The sequence below is a fragment of the Roseateles sp. L2-2 genome (assembly GCF_050613215.1).
Taxonomy (GTDB): domain Bacteria; phylum Pseudomonadota; class Gammaproteobacteria; order Burkholderiales; family Burkholderiaceae_C; genus Roseateles; species Roseateles noduli.
The window spans coordinates 3,344,142-3,362,141 of sequence record NZ_CP192509.1 but is presented as its reverse complement, the minus strand read 5'-3'; the positions used below and the strand labels follow the sequence as shown (position 1 = coordinate 3,362,141).

Below are 18,000 nucleotides of genomic sequence, written 5' to 3'. Positions count from 1 at the left end.
TCAGTGCGAATGCGTCGCCGAGCCCTTGCCGGCCTCGGACTTGACGACGAAGGCGTTGACCGCCGCGACCTTGGCCCCGGCCTTCAGGCCGTCGACGATCTCGATGCGGCGGCCGTCGCCGCGGCCGGTCTTCACCGGCGTCGCCGCGAAGCCCTCGGCGGTGCGCACGAACACGACCTGCCGCTCCTCGAAGACCTGCACCGCGTCGGCGGGCACGGTCACCGGCGCGGGCGCCTCGCCGGTCACGACGTCGATGTTGACGAACAGCCCGGGCCGCCAGGCGCGGTCCGGATTGGTCAGCGAGATGCGCGCCTGCGCGGTGCGGCTCTGGCCGCCGATCAGCGCGCCGACGTACGCGACGGTCCCTTCGGCCGACTGCTCGAAGGCGGCGGAGCGCACGACGGCGCGCTCGCCGACGCGCACCTTGGCCAGGTCGCCGGCGGGCACGTCCAGGCGCGCCCACACGGTGCGCAGGTCCGACAGCACGAAGACGCTGGCGTCCTCCTTCACCTGCTCGCCCAGCGTCAGGTGCTTCTCGACCACGACACCGTCGAACGGCGCGCGCAGCTCGAAACGCGTGAGCGCGCCGCCCAGAGTTCCTCCCGTCGTCGTTCCGGCCTTGGTCCCGGTCGCCGCGGCCGGCGAGGCGCCGATCGCGATCAGCTTCTGGCGCGCGTTCGCGACGGCGATCTCGGCCTCGCGCAGCGCCTGCTCGGCGATGTCGACGTCCTGTCTCGGAGAGATCTTCTCCTCCCACAGCTTGCGTTCGCGCTCGAAGGTCGTGCGCGCCAGCTGCTCGCGCCTCTGCGCGGCGAGCAGCTCGCTGCGCTGGTCCGACACCTGCGCGCTGGCGATGACTGCGAGCAGATCGCCCTTGCGCACGGACTGGCCGAGCGTCGCCGGCACCGACTCGACGACGCCGGCCACGCGCGGCACGACGTGCGCGGTGCGGTCCTCGTTGAAGCCGATCTCGCCGGGCAGGCGCGTCGTGGTCCGGATGGTCGCGGGACCAGCGGTCTCCAGCACGATCGCAGCGGACTTGATCTGCGCGTCGGTCATGGGAATGACTTCGGCTTCATCGGCGCCATGACCGTGGCCGTCTTCCTTCCCTTCCGGCTTGGCCGCCTTGGATTCGCCCGCGTGCTCGTCCTTGTGGTCGTCCGCCGCCTTCTTCTCGCCGTGCCCGTGGTCGTCATGGCCCTCTTCGGCATGCTCGCCGTGGTCGCCCTTGGCCGAGCTCGCGGGTCCGGAGGCCAGGATGGCCGCGCCGCCGGCCAACCCCATCGCCACCAGCACCGCGATCGCGATCAGTTGCCGCTTCGGCAGTCCGCGTCCCCAGGACGTCTTGTCGTCTTGCTTGCCGTCTTGCTTGTTGAAATTCATCGTCGTTCTCACGGTTGCTGGGCGGGGGCGCCGAGGCGGCGCTCGAGGTCGGCGTTGGCGCGGTGCGCCCGCGCGAGCGCGTCCAGCCATTGCATGCGCGCCTGCAGCCAGGTGCGCTGCGCGTCGAGCACCTCCAGGAAGCCGAACTTCCCGAGTTCGAAGCCGCGGGTCGCGGCGGTGTAGGCCTCGCGCGCGCCGGGCAGCACGGAGTGCTGCAGCGTGTCGACCTCGTCGGCGCGGGCGCGCAGTTCGCCCGCGGCGCTCAGCACCTCGGCGCGCACGCGCATGGCTTCGGCTTCGGCGAGCTGCTCGGCGGCCTGGCGACGCTTGAGCGCCTCGCGCTGCGCGCCCTGGTTGCGGTCGAACAGCGGGATCGGCATCGACACGCCGATCACCGCCTGGTTGCGGCCGATCTCCTGCGCGCGTTTGGCGCCGAGGGTCACCGTCACATCGGGGATCCGACGCGTGCGTTCGAGTTCGTAGGCGGCCTGGGCGCGTTCGACCTCCAGACGGGCGCGGCGCAGGCTGGGCGCGTCGGCCAGGCGCTGGGCGACCGCGGCTTCGGCGGGCAAGGCCGGCAGCGAATTCGCATCGCCGTCGAGCGTGCCGATCAGCGACTCGTCGATCCCGACCGCGGCCGCCAGCGCATGGCGCGCGGCGAGCCGGTCGGCCTGCGCCTGGCGCAGCTCGATGCGCGAGGTGGCCTCGGCGACCCGCGCGCGGGTCTCGTCGATCGGCGAGAGCTTGCCGGCGGACACGCGTCGTGCCGTCGCCTCGACGCCCCCGCCGGCGATGCGCAGCGACTCCTGCGCGGCGGTGACCCGCTCCTGCGCGACCAGCGCGGCGAAGAAGGCCTGGACCACGTCGGCGCGCAGCTCGGCGCGCAGCGCGTCGAGCTCGGCCTGCGAGATGTCGCGACCGCGCTGGGCGAGTGCCGTCCGCGCGGCGCGCTGGCCGCCGATCTCCAGCGGCTGGCTCAGCAGCACGGTCAGCGTGCGCGTCTCGCGGCGGGTGTCCTCCTGCTCGAGACCGAGCGAGGGGTTTGGCGGCAGCGCCGCCTGCTGGACGGCGCCGTCGGCGGCCTCGACCTCGAAGGTGGCCGCGCGCAGGCGGGGATGGCTCGTCAGCGCGCGCTCGATGGCGGCGCTCAGGGTCAAGGTCTGCGCCAGTGGATTCTCGGACGGGATCGCGGACGGGTTCGCGGGTGGAGGGGCTGGATGGGCGGAAGTGGACGGCGCGTCGGGCGCGGCCCGTGACGTCATCGGCATGAGGGAAAGCAGTGCCGCGCTGTACAGCGGCACCAGGAACTTGGGCATCGGGGACTCCGGCGTTGAGCCCGCCGCCGCGTGGGCGGCGGGGCAGGAAGAAGGTCAACGGGGAATCGGCGAGCGCCGCGCGCCTCGGCGCGGGCCGAGGCGATCTGAGGTCAGGAGCGTCCGCCGATCAGGCGGACTGCCAATTCGGGCGCTCGCGGCGGTCGGGACCGCGCGAGGACCAGACTTCGGACACGGAGGACGAGGTCACGGGATCCGCCATGACAGGCAGCACGATGGGCGTGCTCGCCACCGGCTGGCTGTGGCCCAGGTGGCAGAAGCCGCAGTCGTCGTCGACGCAGGTCAGCGCCTTGTCGGCGGCCTTCTCGACCTTCGCGGTGTCGGGTGCCACCTTGGCATCGGCAGCGTCGCCCGACGCCTCATGCCGATGTTCGTGATGCCCGATGTGATTCGCCGCCGGATCGGCTTCATGCGCGCAATAGGTCGCCGCCACCGCCCAGCTCAGCTGGAGCGGCAGCAGGATCAGCAGGAAGACGGTGAGCCAGCGGCGCATGGGGCGCGAGTATAGAGAGCCTCGCATGCCCTTCAGCGCCGAGCGGCTTCGCTGGCGCCTGTCGCCGGACGGCGGTTTTCACGAAGTCGAGGCGGGCGTCGAGGAAGACGGTGACGACGGCGATGACGGCGATGACGCTGCGGAGGAGCTCGACACCGTCGACCGCGCGCCGCAGGCTTCCAGCGCCATCTCGTCGACCTGCGTCGCCAGATGCAGATTGACGCGGATGGCGGTCCAGGCTTCCCGGGTGCGGGTGAAGATCCGCCCCTGCGCGGCTTCGCGGATCTCGTGCTCCCCCCACAGGTTGCGCTCGCCGAAGCACGGCGCCTCCGCGACGACGGCCTCCGCGGCCTCCCGGCCGGCATCGTCCGGATTCGCGCGCCGGCGCCGCTCGAAGTGCCACACACCCTGCCACGGGTAGTCGATGCGGACATGACCGGTGGGCAGTTCCGGACCGGGTTCGCTCGGCGTGTGGACCGCGCCGTGATCCCCGTAGCCCACCACGCCCAGTCCGCCCAGCCGCCGGTGCAGCTCGCGCTCCAGGATCGCCAGACGCCCCGACCGCGCGCTGTCGTCCGGCCCCGCCGTGCCCAGCCACTGCGCGGCGGCGGGGAAGCTGTTGCCCATCATCACGACCCGCATCCCCGGCCACCGCGTGCGCCAGCGCGCCAGCAGGTCGCGCCCGATGCCGGCGCAGCCGAGCAGCCATTCGCGCTCGGTCCCGAAGTCCAGCACGACCAGCGCACGGCGCGGGTCCTCCAACCCCTCCAGCGCGCGCTCGACGACCGCGGTCGACGGCGCCGCGCCGCGCAGGCGGAACACCACCCGGCCGCATTCGCGCTCGAGCGCGGCGGCCTGCAGCACGACGGCGCGCTCGCTGGCGCCGTCGGGCATCAGCACCACCGGCACCGCGTTGCGGAACGCCTGCGCGAACTCGCGCCAGGTCCGGAAACCCTGCGACGGATCGGCCAGCCGGCGCCAGGACAGCGCGTGGTCCAGCGGCACCCGCCCCAGGTCGATGCAATGCGGCAGTTCCTGCATCGCCTCGCCCGCCTGCTGCGCGGCGCGGCGGAAGTCCACCACGTCCGGCATCCGTTGCAGCGGGGACAAGGTGATCAGCGGCAGGATCCGGCGCTTGCGCGCGCGATCGAGCTCGCGCAGCGCGCGCAACTCGGCCGGCATCGTCTGCAGCGATGGAAAGTAGACGATCTCATCCAGCAAGACCCCGTTCATCGACACCTCCTGCGGGCTCGCGCCCCGAATGCGGACGCCCGGCGCGCCCGATCCGGGCAGGCTAGAAAGGAAGCGGCCGGAAAGATAGGGGCCGGTTTGATCGATGTCAGAGATCGGCGTTGTCAGGGCATGGATTCGCATGGATTCGCGTCGGCTCGCCTCGAATCGCGTTTTGTATGCCCCTGTATCCAGCCCCCGCCACGCGACACCGACATGCGAACGCACGGTGGCGTCGACAAGGCGGAGATACATCGAGGGCGTCCACTGCGGTTGTCGCCACCACACCCCACGGAGATCTCCGATGACCGACCGCCAAGACAAGAACGATCCGATCGATTCCTCGCTCCCGCGCCGCCAGTTCCTTCGACTGGGTGCGTCGTTGAGCGCGTCGTTGGGCGCAGCGAGCGCCGTGGGTGCACTGCCGCTGGCCGGGCTGCTGCCTGGTGCGGCGCTGGCCGCCCCTGGCGCCCCGGCTGCGGCCGCTCCGTCGGCCGGCGGCGCATCCATCGCGATCGCGCCCGGCTTCGGCACGCTCAAGCACGTCGATGCCGGCGATCTGCGCGTCGGCTATGTCGAGGCCGGTCCCGCGGACGGCCCGCCGGTGCTGCTGCTCCACGGCTGGCCCTACGACGCCCACACCTACGAGTCCGTCACGCCGCTGCTCGCGGCGGCCGGCTACCGCGTCATCGTCCCGTATGCCCGCGGCTACGGCACGACGCGTTTCCTGTCCGCCGACACGGCGCGCAACGGCCAGCAAGGCGCCCTGGCGCGCGACGCGATCGCGCTGCTGGACGCGCTGCGCATCCCGAAGGCCATCGTCGGCGGCTGCGACTGGGGCGCGCGCACGGCGGGCATCCTGGCCGCGCTGTGGCCGGAACGCTGCCAGGCGCTGGTGTCCGTCAGCGGCTACCTGCTGGTCAGCCGCCAGGTCAACGAGCAGCCGCTGCCGCCGGCCGCCGAGCTGCAATGGTGGTACCAGTACTACTTCGCCACGGAGCGCGGCCGGCTGGGCTACGAGAAGTACCGCGCCGAGTTCTCCCGGCTGATCTGGCAGCTGGCCTCGCCGCAATGGCGTTTCGACGACGCCACCTTCGCGCGCAGCGCCGCGGCGTTCGACAACCCGGACCACGTCGCGATCGTGGTCCACAACTACCGCTGGCGCCTGGGCCTGGCCGACGGCGAATCGCGCTTCGACGCGGTGGAGGCCCGCATCGGCGCCGCGCCGGAGATCACGATCCCCTCGATCACGCTCGAAGGCGACGCCAACGGCGCACCGCATCCGCCGTCGTCCGGCTACCGCCGCAAGTTCGCGGGCCGGTACGAGCACCGCGACCTGACCGGCGGCATCGGCCACAACCTGCCGCAGGAAGCGCCGAAGGCGTTCGCGCAGGCGATCCTGGACGTCACGCGCCTGTGAAGGTGGCATAGTCCCTGAGAGGCCTGAGAGGCCTTATAGGCCTGGATCGAGGTCCGGAAACGAAAGCGGGGTTCCCTCGTGGGAACCCCGTTGCTCGAAGTAGGACGACCGTCAATGCATGGTCAGGTCATCCGGCGTCCGTCGTCCGGTCCGTCAGGTCGGCACTGTCTCGCTCGGATCCGCGGGCGGATCGTTGCGGCCCGTGCCGGGCATCAGGAGCGATCAACGACGATACGTATGCGCCGCCTCGAGCTCCGGCGCATATCCCTGCTCGCTCCACATGCGGTCCAGCGACCCATCGGCGCGAGCCTGTTCCAGTTCATCCATCACCTGGGCACGTGTCTTGCCGCCTGCAGCCGGGGCGGCGAACTGCACCTGCGTACTCGTGTCGGCGGACATGCCCACTGTCACGTCGGCATCGGCCTGGTGATTCGAGTACTGCACGTCCATGCCCTTGGCTTCATCGAAGTCAGGGGCGTAGCTGTGTTCGCCCTGCAACTGGTCGAGGCTGCCGTCCATGCGGGCAGCTTCGATCTCCGCCATCACCTGGCCGCGGGACTTGGGACCGGACACGATCTCTTCCTCGACCTGCGCGAAGGCCGGCACGCTCAGCGCCACTGCCAGCGCCGCGGCGCCCATCGGAATGGAAAGCTTCTTGAAGTTGGTCATGGTCGAACTCCTTGGATTGAAAGTGATCCTGCACACGACATCGATCGGTCTGTCGACTGGCGATCGGACTGGCGATCGTTGCCGCTGCGTCGGCGCGCGTTTCAAACGCCTTGAGACCTACTCTAGGCGCAAGCGACCGACATGAGGCGGACATGCGGATGACCGTTTTGTCATCGTTGCGCAGCGCGGGCGGACTGCTTCGCGCGCTGCGGCAACGCGTCGACCAGTTGACCGCCATGCTGGAACGCCAGCGCCGGTCACAGGCGCAGGTGGAGGCCTTCAGCGCCAACGTCGCGCATGAACTGCGCACGCCGCTGGCGACCTTGATCACCGGCACCGAACTGACGATGCGCGACGACGACCTGCCGCCGCAGGCGCGGGAGCGGCTGGGCGCGAACCTCGAGGAACTGCGCCGCATGCAAGGCATCGTGGGCGACATGCTGTTCCTGTCGCGGGCCTACGGCGGGCACCGGGCGCGCCGCGAAGGGGTGGACAGCCTCGCCGCGCTGGCGGCCGAGGTGGCGTCGTACCACGATGCCGCGCTCGAAGAGGCCGGCCTGACGCTGCGCATCGACGGCGAGGCCGCCGGCGACTTCGACGCCGCGCTGCTCAAGCGCGCCTTGTCCAACCTGATCGGCAACGCGACACGCTACGCCGTCGCGGGCAGCGTGCTGCGCATCGGCATCGAGGGCCACCGCTCGGGACTGGTCCGGCTGTGGGTCGCCAACACGGGACCGGTCATCGCCGCGCAACGGCTGCCGCGCCTGTTCGACCGGTTCATGAGCACCGAGGCCGCGAGCGGCGGCGACCACCTCGGCCTGGGTCTGTCGATCGTCGATGCGATCGCTCGGATGCACGGCGGCGCACCGTTCGCGCGCTCCGACGAACGGGAAACGCGCATCGGGTTCACGTTGAGCGGCGGCATGTCCGGGCGCGCCTACACTGCGCGCCGTTCCCAGCCCTCGGCCGCGACGCTGCCGGCGTCGCCCACCCTGCCTCCATGACCGATCGCCTGCTCCACTTCGTCCAGCACCCGTTCGGACGCCGCGTCGCGCGGTGGTTCAATCTGCCGCAACCAGTGCCGTTGACGCGCCGGCAGGACGCCTGGGTCGAGGAGGAACTGATCGGCCGCCCCGTCCTCGCGATCGCGCCGGGCAGCAGCGCACCGCTGCCGTCGCTGCTGGCGGCCATCGTCGCGCAGGGCGGCACGCCCAGCGGAGACGGCCCCGTGCGCACGCTCGTGATCGACGCGACCGGCTGCCGCGACGTGGCGGCGCTGCGCGCGCTGTTCGAGCAGTCGCAGCTGGCGATGGTCCGCCTCGCGCCGGGCGGACGTGTCCTTGCATTGACCTCGGCCGGCGTCATGAGCGCGGCCGAAGCGGCCTGCCTGCACGCGGTCCAGGGCTTCGTCCGGGCGCTGGCCAAGGAAGTCGGGCGGCGCGGCGCGACGGCCAATGCGCTCGTGCTGCAGGAAGGCGCCGCCTCGATGGAATCGCTGGCGGGTGCCCTGCGATTCTTCGGCACGGACCGCGCCGCGTACGTGTCGGGACAGGTGCTGTCCTGGCGCAAGGACGTGGATCCGTCGCTGGCCCGATCCCTGGATGAGGGTCGCGCCCCGGTGGCTGTCGTCACCGGCGCGGCGGGCGGCATCGGCGCGGCCACGGCCCGGCGGCTGGCGCTCGACGGCATGCGCGTCCTGTGCGTCGACGTGCCCGCGGCGCGTCAGCCGCTGGAGGCGCTGGCGCGCGAGATCGGCGGCTCGCTGCTGGCCGCGGACCTGACCGCGCCGGGCGCCGTCGACGAACTGGTCGACGCCGTGCGACGCCTGCACGGCGTGGACGTGCTGGTGCACAACGCCGGCATCACGCGCGACCGGACGCTGGCGCGGATGTCGGCATCGGAATGGGATGCGGTGATGGCGGTGAACCTGTCGGCGATCCTGGCGATCGATGCGCGGCTGGACGAGGCCGGCCTGCTGAACGCCGGCGCGCGCGAGATCTGCCTGTCGTCGATCAGCGGCATCGCGGGGAATGCGGGGCAGAGCAACTACAGCGCCTCGAAGGCCGCGTTGATCGGCTATGTGGGCGCGCGGGCGGCGACGCTCGACGAACACGGCGGCACGATCAACGCGGTCGCACCCGGATTCATCGAGACCGCGATGACGCGCCGGATGCCGCTGATGGTGCGCGAGGCGGGCCGGCGCCTGAACGCGCTCAAGCAGGGCGGCACGCCGGCGGACGTGGCGGAGGCGATCGCCTTCCTGGCGTCGCCGGGGGCACACCCGCTCACCGGTCAGGTGCTGCGGGTGTGCGGGCAGTCGTTGCTGGGCGCGTGAGCGCCCGGCAGGTCTGCGGCGTCAGATGTATCCCAGCAGCAGCAGGACGATGAGGATCAGGACGACCAGGCCCAGGCCGCCGCTGGGGCCGTAGCCCCAGCTTCGGCTGTGGGGCCAGGACGGCAAGGCGCCGACGAGCAGCAGGATGAGGATGACGAGCAGGATGGTGCTGATCATGCGGATCTCCGGAATGTTGTGACGTGGGTCGGGCCCGTCGCGCGGCGCAAGGCGCCTGACGCGGGCGGCATGGGCTCCTTGTGGCAACCCCTGTGCCCGGTGTACGAACGCGGGGACAGGGCGACGTCGAACCACGGCCATCGGATGTCGATGCGTCCGACATCTCGTCCGACATCTCGTCGGACGGATCAGGCTCACCGCTTGCTCAAGGCGGGCGGGAACCTCCACCCTGCCCGCTTCGACACCTCATGCCCACGCGCCGCCCCGTGCCTTCAGAACGCCTTGTGCGCCAGCAACTCCGCCGCTTCGGACTGCGCGTCTGGCGCCCTGGTCAGAAGGACGTCGTCGATCGCGTGCTGCGCGGTCTGAACACGCTGGCGGTGATGCCCACCGGCGCCGGCAAGTCGCTGTGCTACCAGCTCCCGGCGGCGCTGCTGCCGGGGCGCACGGTCGTCGTCTCGCCGCTGATCGCGCTGATGAAGGACCAGTGCGAACGATTGAGCGCGCTCGGCATCCGCTGCGCGCAGGTGCACAGCGGACTCGATGCGGCGTCGCTCGCGGCGCAGGAAGCCGCGGCGCTCGATGGCAGCGCGCGGGTCGTCCTCCTGACGCCGGAGCGACTGGACGACGCCGACTGGGTCGAGCGTCTGGCGGAGCGTCCCACCGACCTGCTGGTCGTCGACGAGGCGCATTGCATCTCCGAATGGGGCCACGACTTCCGGCCGGCGTTCCTGCGCATCGGCCAGGCGCGGGAGCGGCTCGGCGGGCCGACCGTGCTCGCGCTCACGGCGACGGCGTCCGCGGAGGTCGTCGAGGACGTCGCGCGCCAGCTCGGCATCCCCGCTGCGGGCTGCCTGGTCGCCGGCACCTACCGTCCCAACCTCCACTACCGCGTCGAGCCGCTGGCGGACGACGAGGACAAGCTGCGGCGCCTGCTCGCGCTGGTCACCGGCGAGGACGCCGATGCCGGCGCCGGGGCGAGCGCCGCGCTGCCTTCGACGATCGTCTACACCGCCACGGTGAAGGCGGCGGAGGCGGTGCATGACGCGCTGCTCGGCGCGGGCGTCGTGTCGGCGCTGTATCACGGCCGCCTGCGCGCCGCGCAGCGCCACGAGGCGCAGGACCGATTCATGCGCGGCGAGGCGCGCGTGATGGTCGCGACCAACGCCTTCGGCCTGGGCATCGACAAGCCGGACATCCGGCGCATCGTCCACTACCAGGTGCCGGCGGGGCTCGACGTGTATTACCAGGAGTCCGGACGCGCCGGCCGCGACGGCGAGCGCGCCGACTGCACGCTGCTGTTCGTCGCGGGGGACCGGGCGGTGCAGCAGTTCTTCCTGAACGGCCGGTATCCGGCGCCGGCGGATGCCCAGGCCGTGACGGAGATCCTGCGCACCGCGGCGCCGGACGAGACCGGCTGGACGCTCGATGCGCTGCGGGAACGGCTCGGGCGGCCGCGCAACAAGCTCGAGGTGCTGACGGGCCTGCTGGTCCGCGAGGGCTGGTTGACCGAAGGCGGCGACGCGTTCGCGCTGGCCGATCCTCCGCCCGGCGACGTGGCGTCGCTGATGGCGGCGCTGGCCCGGTACGAAGCGAAAGCGGGCCAGGACCGGCGCCGGCTCGAACAGATGGTGTTCTACGCGCAGAGCGGCCTGTGCCGCTGGCGCGTGATGCTGGAGGCCTTCGACGAGGCGGCGGGTTTCGACCGCTGCCACGGCTGCGACAACTGCGAGCGTTTCGACGCGCATGAGCGTGAGTCCTCGTCGCGCGCCGATCAGGCAACACCTGACACCCCGGCGAAGGTGGCCGAGGCGGCGATCGTGTTCCAACCCGGCGATGTGGTTCGGGTCAAGCGTTACGGCGGCGGTGTGGTGGTCGAGGCCAGCGCGGACAGCGTGACGGTCGCTTTCGGCCAGGAAAAACGCAGCTTCCTGCCGCAGTACGTGAAGCGCGCGAAGCCGCCGACGGCCAAGGCGGCCTGAGCTCCCCCCAGAGCTCCCCCATTGGTCGGCCCCCTTCATGGCCCCACTCGGGGCGATGCGCGGCGCCGTGGCTTCAGGGAGCATGACCCTGTCGCGCAGAGATTTTTTGAGGCACGTCAACGGAACGCCGGATTTCTGTCGCGACACCCGCCGGCTGGCTTGCTTCGTGGCCGCATCGGCAGCAGCATTTCAGCCCTTCCGAGTTCTTGAAATGGATGTCGTGATGAAGCTTGTCGACCAGTTCCTGTCCACCCCCTCGCTGCCTTTGCCAATGCCGCGCCCGCTGCCCGGTTGTCCTGCCGTTCCCCCCCTGCCGCCGCACGATCCCGCCACCGCCCAGTTGCGCTGGGACAGGAGTCAGCGTGATCGGATCCTTGATCCGGATATGTTGTCGTTGGCTCAAGCTTGTGCAATGACCCAGTTGCCTGAGGACGAGATGCTGCAACTCGTCCAGACAGGACGCGCCATTGCGCTCGGCGAATCGCCCGGCGAGTATCGACTGCCCTTCTGGCAGTTCTTCGATCCGCTGTGGAGCTGCCTGCCCCAGATCAAGACGGCGTTGGGAACGGACTCCGCAAGTCACCTGCTCTCCTTCCTGGAAGAGTCGTCCGATTGCATGGCCGGCATGATGCCCAGGACTGCGGTGGAGCGCGGACACCTTTCACGTGTATTGGCCTTCGCCGCCTGGGACTACTCATGAATCTCGATGAAGATGTCCGATTTCCCTTCGATGGGGACCTTCCTCCTGCCCTCTGGTCAGGTGCTCTATCGCGTCCAGTCGCCTTCAATGGATGTGAGCAAAGTGGCGCGCGGCCCCGTGGTGCTCCATGCCGGGCCGGAGAAGTTCGGTCGTTTCGACCTCAGTGATCGACCCACCGCCTACTTCGCAACGCGTCCGCAGACGGCACTTCATGAAGCGGTTTATCGCAAGAACACGCACGAACTGAAGAACACCGCACTGGAAGGACGAGAGTTGATCGCGGTGGCGACCGCGGCGCCGCAGTCGCTGGCCGACTTGCGCCCCTATTCCGCCCACTTTCCTGTCCTTCAATCCGTACGGTTGAAGGAGACACAAGAGCTGACGAACGAGCTGTGCCAGGAGCGATTCGATGGACTCATCAGCCGCTCCGCGCAGCAGGATGGTCATGATTGCGTCATCCTGTTCGATCCGCCCGCAGACCTCTTTCGATTGCTGTGGCGTTCGCCCTTGTCGCATGCAGGAGGTCAGGGCCATCAATGGGTTCAAGTGGCCGACCGCGGCGCGCGAATTCCGTTCAAGGGTTGAGTCTATCGGGCGGCCACGCCCACCATCTTCATGATCACCCCCGCCGTCCGCTGCAGCAGCGGCGTCGCCCGTTTGCTGGTCGGCGTGACCAGGCACAGGGTGCTCTGGATGTCAGCCTTCGCGAACGGGGTCGTGACCAGACGCTCCGGCTTCTCGTAGATCTGCAGCGCGTCCTCGCCCAGCGCCGCATGGCCGATGCCGGCTGCGACGCAGTCCAGGATCGCCGGGACGCTCGCCACCTCCCAGCGCACGTCGAGCTGCACGCCCGCCATCGCGGCCGCCTGCTCCATCAGCGCGCGGAAGATGTGCCCCCGCTGCGGCATCACCAGCGCATACCGCGACAGCTGCGACAGCGTCGGCGGCCGCGCGGGCGCCTGGTCCTTGGGGCTCACCAGGCACAGGCGCTCGCGCCGCAGCGGCAGGATCTCCAGCGCCGGCACCGGCTCGGGGTTGTAGACCAGCGCCAGGTCCGTGCGCCCGGTCAGCAGCCATTCGGTCAGATGGACCGAGAAGCCCTCCATGATCGTCAGCCGCGCCTGCGGCATCTCCGCCTGGAAGGCCCGGATCAGCGCCAGCGTGTGCAGCCGCGCCAGCGTCGGCGGCATCGCGATCGTGATCTGCCCGACCGGCTCGCTGCGCCGCGCACGCAGGTCGTCCTTCGCGTGGCTGACCAGGTTCAGGATGTCCTGCCCGTGCTGCAGCAGCCGACGGCCCGCCTCGGTCAGTTCCACGCCGCGGCCGTTGCGCAGCAGCAGGGTCTCGTGCAGTTCCGTCTCCAGCGCCCGCACCTGCCGGCTCAGTGCCGGCTGCGCCACCCCCAGCACCATCGCGGCCTTGCTGAAGCTGCCGTGCTCGGCCACATGGACGAAAGTCTCCAGTTGCGTCAGGTTCATGCCCGCATGCTCTCACGAACCGGCATGGCCCTGCACCCGCGTCATGCCGGATCGGAATAGCAGCTAGTGGAACCCAGAACTGGATGGCCCGGGCCGACGGGACCAGAATCCGCCCCACTCGACCGCTTCCGGACCACCCCGTGATCGCACCCCTCGCCGGCCTCTCCTCCATGGCCACCCGCGCCCTGCTGGCGGACCTGTCCGCCGCGTACACCGCCGCGCACGGCCTGGAGATCCGGTTCGAATCCATAGGCGGCGTGGACGCCGCCAGACGCATCGAAGCAGGCGAGTCGGTGGACCTCGTCGTCCTGGCCGCCGATGCGATGGAACGGCAGCTGGGCGCCGGCCGCCTGCGCGCCGGATCGCTGCGGCCGATCGCCGATTCGCCGATGTTCATCGCCTCGCCGGAAGGCCATGCCCGTCCCGCCGTTGGCACCGCCGACGCTCTGCGTCGGGCTCTGCTCGGCGCGCGGGCCGTCGGCTACTCCACCGGTCCGAGCGGCCAGGCGCTGCTCAAGCTGCTCGACGACTGGGGCCTGCGCGACGCCCTCGCCGACCGCCTGCGTCAATCCCCCGCCGGCGTGCCCGTGGCCAAGATGGTCGCGCAGGGCGACGTCGACCTCGGCTTCCAGCAGTTGAGCGAACTCCTGGGGCACGGCGGATTGACGATCCTCGGCCCCATGCCGCCCGGACTGGAGATCGTCACCCGCTTCACCGCCGCCGTCGCCGCGACCAGCGCCGAACCCGCCACCGCGCAGCGCGTGGCCGACGATTTCGCCTCCTCCCGTCACGACGCGCTGCGACGCCGGCTGGGACTGGCTTCACCGGCCGCCTGAGCGCGCGCAGCACGCCCGTCGACGTCCGCGCCACCGTTATCCGATTCCCCGATCAGCTCTCCCGAAGAAGGATTCCGCCATGTACGAACTCGGTGTCGTCTACCGCAACATCACCCGCGCCGACCGCGTCGCCGCCGACGCGCTCGGCAGCTTCGGCGCCGCGACCGTCCATGAGGCGCTGGGCCGGCTCGGCCTGCTCAAGCCCTACATGCGGCCCATCCAGTCCGGCGTCGCGGTCTCGGGGACGGCCGTCACCGTGCTGCTGCAGCCCGGCGACAACTGGATGCTGCACGTCGCCGCCGAGCAGATCCGCGAAGGCGACATCGTCGTCGCAGGCGTCACTTCGGAATGCGGCGACGGCTACTTCGGCGACCTGCTCGCGACCTCGTTCAAGGCCCGCGGCGCCCGCGCGCTGATCATCGACGGCGGCGTGCGCGACGTGCGCACGCTCAACGAGATGGGCTTCCCCGTGTGGAGCAAGTGCATCTCCGCCAAGGGCACGATCAAGGCGACGCCGGGCTCGGTGAACATCCCGGTGGTCTGCGCCGGCGCGCTGGTCCATCCGGGAGACGTGATCGTCGCCGACGACGACGGCATCGTCTGCGTCCCGGCCGCGCTGGCGCGCCAGACGCTGGACGCCGCCGCCGCCCGCGAAGCCAACGAGGGCGCCAAGCGCGAGCAGTTCGCCGCCGGCGTGCTCGGCTTGGACATGTACAAGATGCGCGAGCCGCTGGCCAAGGCCGGCCTGCGATACATCGACTGAATTCCACTTTCCTCAGCAGACGCCCCGCAGTACCCGCAGTTCCGAACAGCAGTTCCCATCCACCCGAGCGCCCCGCCTTGCAGAGGGCGCCGACGACAAGAGATCGACGGAGACAACGACGATGACTGCCTTCACCTCCACGCCGCACGCAAGCACCGGAGTTCCGCACTGCCACCGCCGCTGGCCCTCACCCCTGCCTTCTCCCGCAAGCGGGAGAGGGAGCAAGACCGGGCGCACCGGGCAAGTCCTGACCCTTGCGGCCGTTCTGTTGACTGCGCTGCTGCCGCGTCTGGCCGCTGCCCAGGCCAGCGCGCCGGCCACGCCGGTCACTGACTGGCCGACCAAGCCCGTGCGCATCATCACGCCCTTCCCGGCCGGAGCCGGCCCGGAGACAGTGGCGCGGGTGGTCGCGGAGAAGCTCTCCAAGAAGTGGGGCAAGCCGGTGATCGTCGAGAACAAGCCCGGCGCCAACGGCTTCATCGCGATCGACGCCTTCAAGCGCGGCGCCACCGACGGCCACGACCTGATCCAGCTGGACAACGTCCACCTCGTCGTCTACCCGCATCTGTTCAAGAAGCTGCCCTACGACCCGGTGAAGGACTTCGATCCGATCGCGCCGCTGTTCAAGACCTACTTCTTCGTCGGCGTGCCGGCCAACAGCAAGTACAAGACCGTGGGCGACATCGTGGCCGACGCGAAGGCCCATCCCAACGCGCTGAATTACGGCTCCTGGTCGGTCGGCAACCCGGTGCATCTGGGCGCGGCGCAGCTCGAGGCGATGACGAAGACGCAGATGACGCACGTGGTCTACAAGGAGACCACGATGCTCTACACCGCCGTGGCCAACGGCGAGCTGAACTTCGCGCTCGGGTCGATGGCGACCGCCGGACCGCTGCAGCGCGCCGGCAAGATCCGCTTCATCGCGGTCACCGGACCGAAACGCCATCCGGCCTTCCCGGACCTGCCCACCGTCAGCGAATCCGGCGGCCCCGCCGGCTACGAGGTCACCGGCTGGACCACCATTGCCGCGCCGCGCGGGCTGCCCAAGGCGGTGCAGGAGAAGATCCAGCGCGACATCGAGGCCGCCCTGGCCGAGCCCGACATCCGCGAGCGCTACGCCACCTTCGGCTACGACGTGTTCCCGACGACGAAGGAGCAGTACCAGGCCTTCATCGCCAGCGAATCCGCCAAGTACGCCGACCTGATCAAGCGGCTCAACATCTCGCTGGACTGATCATGAACGCCGCAGTACCGCAGACACCGTCGTCGACGTCAGACACGTCGCCCGCGCCGCGCCAGGCGCTGCGCGTCGGGCTCGTCGGCTACGGCGAGGTCGGCCGGATCCTCGCCGAAGACCTGCGCGCCGCGGGCGTCGCCGTCGGCGCCTACGACCTGAAGCTGGAATCGCCGTCCAGCGACGCCGACACGATGCGCGAGCACGCGGTCGAGTTCGGCGTCGAACTCGGCGCCTCCGCGACGATGGTGGCGACGCCGGCCGACCTCGTGATCAGCGCGGTCACGGCCAGCCAGACGCTGGACGCCGCGCGCTCCGCAGCCGCCGGGCTGAGGCCGGGCACCTTCGTGCTCGACTTCAACTCGGCCTCGCCCAAGGTCAAGCGCGCCGCGGCCGACGCGGTGCATGCGGCCGACGGCCGCTACGTCGAAGGCGCCGTCATGACCAGCGTCCCGCCCTACCGCATCCGCGTGCCGCTGCTGCTCGGCGGTCCGCATGCGCCGGCGGCGGAGCCGCTGCTGCGGCAGTTGGGCTTCGCGCCCACGATCGGCAGTGCGGAGATCGGCGTCGTCAGCGCGACCAAGATGTGCCGCAGCGTGATGATCAAGGGGCTGGAGGCGATGGTCATCGAGAGCCTCACCTCGGCGCGCCATTACGGCGTCGAGGACGCGGTGCTCGCCTCGCTGAAGGAGACCTTCCCCGGCATCGACTGGGAGAAGCAGGCCGCCTACTTCTTCCAGCGCGTGATCCAGCACGGACGCCGCCGCAGCGAGGAGGTCCGCGAAGTCGCCGAGACCGTGCGCGACGCGGGCCTCACGCCGTGGAGCGCCGAAGGCACCGCCGAGCGCCAGGCCTGGATGGCCGACCTGACCGAGGACGGCGTCTTCGGCCGGCGCGGCGAGGCGGACTTCGGCCGCAGCCCGGACTGGCGCACGGAGGCCGACCGGCTCCTGGCACAGATCGCCAAACCCAAGTTCTGATCCAAGTTCTGATTTCGAAGAAGGACCCGCGATGACGCTCCCGACCTCCGGCGGTTTCGACAAGACCCCGGGCTGGCTCGACTGGTCCCAGGACCCGTCGACGCCGCGCTTCCAGTTGCCCGACGGCGCCGTCGACGCGCACTGCCATGTCTTCGGTCCCGGCGCCGAGTTCCCCTACGCCCCCGAGCGCAAGTACACGCCCTGCGACGCCGGCAAGGCGCAGCTGTTCGCGCTGCGCGACCGGCTCGGTTTCAGCCGCAACGTGATCGTGCAGGCCACCTGCCACGGCGCCGACAACCGCGCGATGGTCGACGCCTGCCGGGCCTCCGGCGGCCGCGCGCGCGGCGTCGCGACGGTGCGCCGCGGCATCACCGACGATCAGCTGAAGGACCTGCACGACGCCGGCGTGCGCGGTGTGCGCTTCAACTTCGTCAAGCGGCTGGTCGACTTCACGCCGCGCGACGAGCTGATGGAGATCGCGCAGCGCGTGAAGGCGCTGGGCTGGCACGTCGTCATCTACTTCGAGGCGCCGGACCTGCCCGAGCTGTGGGACTTCTTCAGCGCGCTGCCGACGACCGTCGTGGTCGACCACATGGGTCGGCCCGACGTCACGAAGCCGGTGGACGGGCCGGAGTTCGCGCTGTTCCTGCGCTTCCTGCGCGAACACCCCTTCGTCTGGAGCAAGGTGACCTGCCCGGAGCGCCTGTCCGTCGCCGGACCGCCCGCGCTGAACGGCGAGCCCGAGCCCTATCGCGACGTGATCCCCTTCGCGCGGCGCGTCGTCGAGGAGTTCCCCGACCGCGTGCTCTGGGGCACCGACTGGCCCCATCCCAATCTGAAGGACCATATGCCCGACGACGGCCTGCTGGTCGACGTGATCCCGCGCATCGCGCCGACCGCCGAGTTGCGGCAACGCCTGCTGGTGGACAACCCGATGCGGCTCTACTGGCCCGAGGCCATCCGCTGACCGATAGCCGATGGAGACC

Annotated in this window: 18 protein-coding genes; 11 read left to right on the top strand and 7 right to left on the bottom strand. The window is 70.6% G+C overall.

Annotated elements, in window-relative coordinates; all coding sequences use genetic code 11:
* The 4 genes from ACQZ13_RS15100 to ACQZ13_RS15085 form a co-directional block, all read right to left on the bottom strand.
* Entirely contained in the window at positions 1-1,383 is a 1,383-nt protein-coding gene (locus tag ACQZ13_RS15100; protein WP_431045734.1) for an efflux RND transporter periplasmic adaptor subunit, read from the bottom strand.
* An 8-nt stretch (positions 1,384-1,391) separates the two neighbouring features.
* Positions 1,392-2,699, bottom strand: a complete 1,308-nt coding sequence (locus ACQZ13_RS15095; protein WP_431045732.1) for a TolC family protein — start codon at positions 2,697-2,699, stop codon at positions 1,392-1,394.
* A 127-nt stretch (positions 2,700-2,826) separates the two neighbouring features.
* Positions 2,827-3,210, bottom strand: coding sequence for a cation efflux protein, CzcI family (czcI, locus tag ACQZ13_RS15090; protein WP_431045730.1), 384 nt, complete (start codon positions 3,208-3,210; stop codon positions 2,827-2,829).
* A 78-nt stretch (positions 3,211-3,288) separates the two neighbouring features.
* Positions 3,289-4,443 (bottom strand): beta family protein, encoded by a 1,155-nt coding sequence (locus tag ACQZ13_RS15085; RefSeq protein WP_431045728.1) that lies wholly within the window; start codon positions 4,441-4,443, stop codon positions 3,289-3,291.
* Positions 4,444-4,744: 301 nt separating this feature from the next.
* Here ACQZ13_RS15085 and ACQZ13_RS15080 point away from each other — a divergent pair, with 301 nt between their 5' ends.
* Positions 4,745-5,860 carry an alpha/beta fold hydrolase gene (locus ACQZ13_RS15080; protein WP_431045726.1) on the top strand — a complete coding sequence of 372 codons (1,116 nt, stop codon included), beginning with the start codon at positions 4,745-4,747 and terminating at the stop codon, positions 5,858-5,860.
* Between the two features lie 222 nt (positions 5,861-6,082).
* On the opposite strand, the gene ACQZ13_RS15075 is transcribed toward ACQZ13_RS15080, so the two are convergent.
* Positions 6,083-6,529, bottom strand: coding sequence for a DUF4148 domain-containing protein (locus tag ACQZ13_RS15075; RefSeq protein ID WP_431045724.1), 447 nt, complete (start codon positions 6,527-6,529; stop codon positions 6,083-6,085).
* 152 nt (positions 6,530-6,681) lie between these two features.
* Here ACQZ13_RS15075 and ACQZ13_RS15070 point away from each other — a divergent pair, with 152 nt between their 5' ends.
* Positions 6,682-7,533, top strand: coding sequence for an ATP-binding protein (locus ACQZ13_RS15070; RefSeq protein ID WP_431045722.1), 852 nt, complete (start codon positions 6,682-6,684; stop codon positions 7,531-7,533).
* Complete coding sequence (locus ACQZ13_RS15065; protein WP_431045720.1) at positions 7,530-8,864, top strand: 3-oxoacyl-ACP reductase; 1,335 nt, start codon at positions 7,530-7,532, stop codon at positions 8,862-8,864. The genes ACQZ13_RS15070 and ACQZ13_RS15065 overlap by 4 nt, the downstream gene beginning before the upstream one ends.
* A gap of 21 nt (positions 8,865-8,885) precedes the next feature.
* Here ACQZ13_RS15065 and ACQZ13_RS15060 read toward each other — a convergent pair whose 3' ends face one another.
* Positions 8,886-9,041, bottom strand: coding sequence for a DUF3309 family protein (locus tag ACQZ13_RS15060; RefSeq protein ID WP_067272324.1), 156 nt, complete (start codon positions 9,039-9,041; stop codon positions 8,886-8,888).
* Positions 9,042-9,307: 266 nt separating this feature from the next.
* On the opposite strand from ACQZ13_RS15060, the gene ACQZ13_RS15055 reads away from it, so the two are divergent.
* The 3 genes from ACQZ13_RS15055 (at position 9,308) to ACQZ13_RS15045 (ending at position 12,308) form a co-directional block, all read left to right on the top strand.
* Entirely contained in the window at positions 9,308-11,023 is a 1,716-nt protein-coding gene (locus tag ACQZ13_RS15055) for a RecQ family ATP-dependent DNA helicase (RefSeq protein WP_431045717.1), read from the top strand.
* Positions 11,024-11,105: 82 nt separating this feature from the next.
* Positions 11,106-11,723 carry a hypothetical protein gene (locus ACQZ13_RS15050; RefSeq protein WP_431045715.1) on the top strand — a complete coding sequence of 206 codons (618 nt, stop codon included), beginning with the start codon at positions 11,106-11,108 and terminating at the stop codon, positions 11,721-11,723.
* Positions 11,724-11,729: 6 nt separating this feature from the next.
* Entirely contained in the window at positions 11,730-12,308 is a 579-nt protein-coding gene (locus ACQZ13_RS15045) for an RES family NAD+ phosphorylase (RefSeq protein WP_431045713.1), read from the top strand.
* Between the two features lie 2 nt (positions 12,309-12,310).
* Here the strand turns inward: ACQZ13_RS15045 and ACQZ13_RS15040 are convergent, their stop codons facing one another.
* On the bottom strand, positions 12,311-13,201 hold the full coding sequence (locus ACQZ13_RS15040; RefSeq protein WP_431045711.1) for a LysR family transcriptional regulator: 891 nt from the start codon (positions 13,199-13,201) through the stop codon (positions 12,311-12,313).
* Between the two features lie 140 nt (positions 13,202-13,341).
* On the opposite strand from ACQZ13_RS15040, the gene ACQZ13_RS15035 reads away from it, so the two are divergent.
* From ACQZ13_RS15035 to ACQZ13_RS15015, 5 genes are all read left to right on the top strand, one after another.
* On the top strand, positions 13,342-14,037 hold the full coding sequence (locus ACQZ13_RS15035) for a substrate-binding domain-containing protein (RefSeq protein WP_431045709.1): 696 nt from the start codon (positions 13,342-13,344) through the stop codon (positions 14,035-14,037).
* A gap of 79 nt (positions 14,038-14,116) precedes the next feature.
* A complete protein-coding gene (ligK, locus tag ACQZ13_RS15030; protein WP_431045707.1) occupies positions 14,117-14,800 on the top strand; it encodes a 4-carboxy-4-hydroxy-2-oxoadipate aldolase/oxaloacetate decarboxylase in 684 nt (227 codons plus the stop codon).
* Positions 14,801-15,077: 277 nt separating this feature from the next.
* Positions 15,078-16,034, top strand: a complete 957-nt coding sequence (locus ACQZ13_RS15025; protein ID WP_431053252.1) for a Bug family tripartite tricarboxylate transporter substrate binding protein — start codon at positions 15,078-15,080, stop codon at positions 16,032-16,034.
* A gap of 2 nt (positions 16,035-16,036) precedes the next feature.
* A complete protein-coding gene (locus ACQZ13_RS15020) occupies positions 16,037-17,014 on the top strand; it encodes a DUF1932 domain-containing protein (RefSeq protein WP_431045705.1) in 978 nt (325 codons plus the stop codon).
* 31 nt (positions 17,015-17,045) lie between these two features.
* Entirely contained in the window at positions 17,046-17,981 is a 936-nt protein-coding gene (locus tag ACQZ13_RS15015; protein WP_431045703.1) for an amidohydrolase family protein, read from the top strand.
* Positions 17,982-18,000 lie beyond the last annotated feature (19 nt).

Excerpts from the sequence above, each read along its gene's own strand:
- ACQZ13_RS15070 (WP_431045722.1), top strand. The coding sequence starts at position 6,682 with ATGCGGATGACCGTTTTGTCATCGTTGCGCAGCGCGGGCGGACTGCTT.
- ligK (WP_431045707.1), top strand. The coding sequence starts at position 14,117 with ATGTACGAACTCGGTGTCGTCTACCGCAACATCACCCGCGCCGACCGC.
- ACQZ13_RS15050 (WP_431045715.1), top strand. The coding sequence starts at position 11,106 with ATGACCCTGTCGCGCAGAGATTTTTTGAGGCACGTCAACGGAACGCCG.
- ACQZ13_RS15100 (WP_431045734.1), bottom strand. The coding sequence starts at position 1,383 with ATGAATTTCAACAAGCAAGACGGCAAGCAAGACGACAAGACGTCCTGG.
- ACQZ13_RS15085 (WP_431045728.1), bottom strand. The coding sequence starts at position 4,443 with ATGAACGGGGTCTTGCTGGATGAGATCGTCTACTTTCCATCGCTGCAG.
- ACQZ13_RS15020 (WP_431045705.1), top strand. The coding sequence starts at position 16,037 with ATGAACGCCGCAGTACCGCAGACACCGTCGTCGACGTCAGACACGTCG.
- ACQZ13_RS15015 (WP_431045703.1), top strand. The coding sequence starts at position 17,046 with ATGACGCTCCCGACCTCCGGCGGTTTCGACAAGACCCCGGGCTGGCTC.
- ACQZ13_RS15075 (WP_431045724.1), bottom strand. The coding sequence starts at position 6,529 with ATGACCAACTTCAAGAAGCTTTCCATTCCGATGGGCGCCGCGGCGCTG.
- ACQZ13_RS15080 (WP_431045726.1), top strand. The coding sequence starts at position 4,745 with ATGACCGACCGCCAAGACAAGAACGATCCGATCGATTCCTCGCTCCCG.
- ACQZ13_RS15045 (WP_431045713.1), top strand. The coding sequence starts at position 11,730 with ATGAAGATGTCCGATTTCCCTTCGATGGGGACCTTCCTCCTGCCCTCT.
- ACQZ13_RS15095 (WP_431045732.1), bottom strand. The coding sequence starts at position 2,699 with ATGCCCAAGTTCCTGGTGCCGCTGTACAGCGCGGCACTGCTTTCCCTC.
- ACQZ13_RS15060 (WP_067272324.1), bottom strand. The coding sequence starts at position 9,041 with ATGATCAGCACCATCCTGCTCGTCATCCTCATCCTGCTGCTCGTCGGC.
- czcI (WP_431045730.1), bottom strand. The coding sequence starts at position 3,210 with ATGCGCCGCTGGCTCACCGTCTTCCTGCTGATCCTGCTGCCGCTCCAG.
- ACQZ13_RS15065 (WP_431045720.1), top strand. The coding sequence starts at position 7,530 with ATGACCGATCGCCTGCTCCACTTCGTCCAGCACCCGTTCGGACGCCGC.
- ACQZ13_RS15040 (WP_431045711.1), bottom strand. The coding sequence starts at position 13,201 with ATGAACCTGACGCAACTGGAGACTTTCGTCCATGTGGCCGAGCACGGC.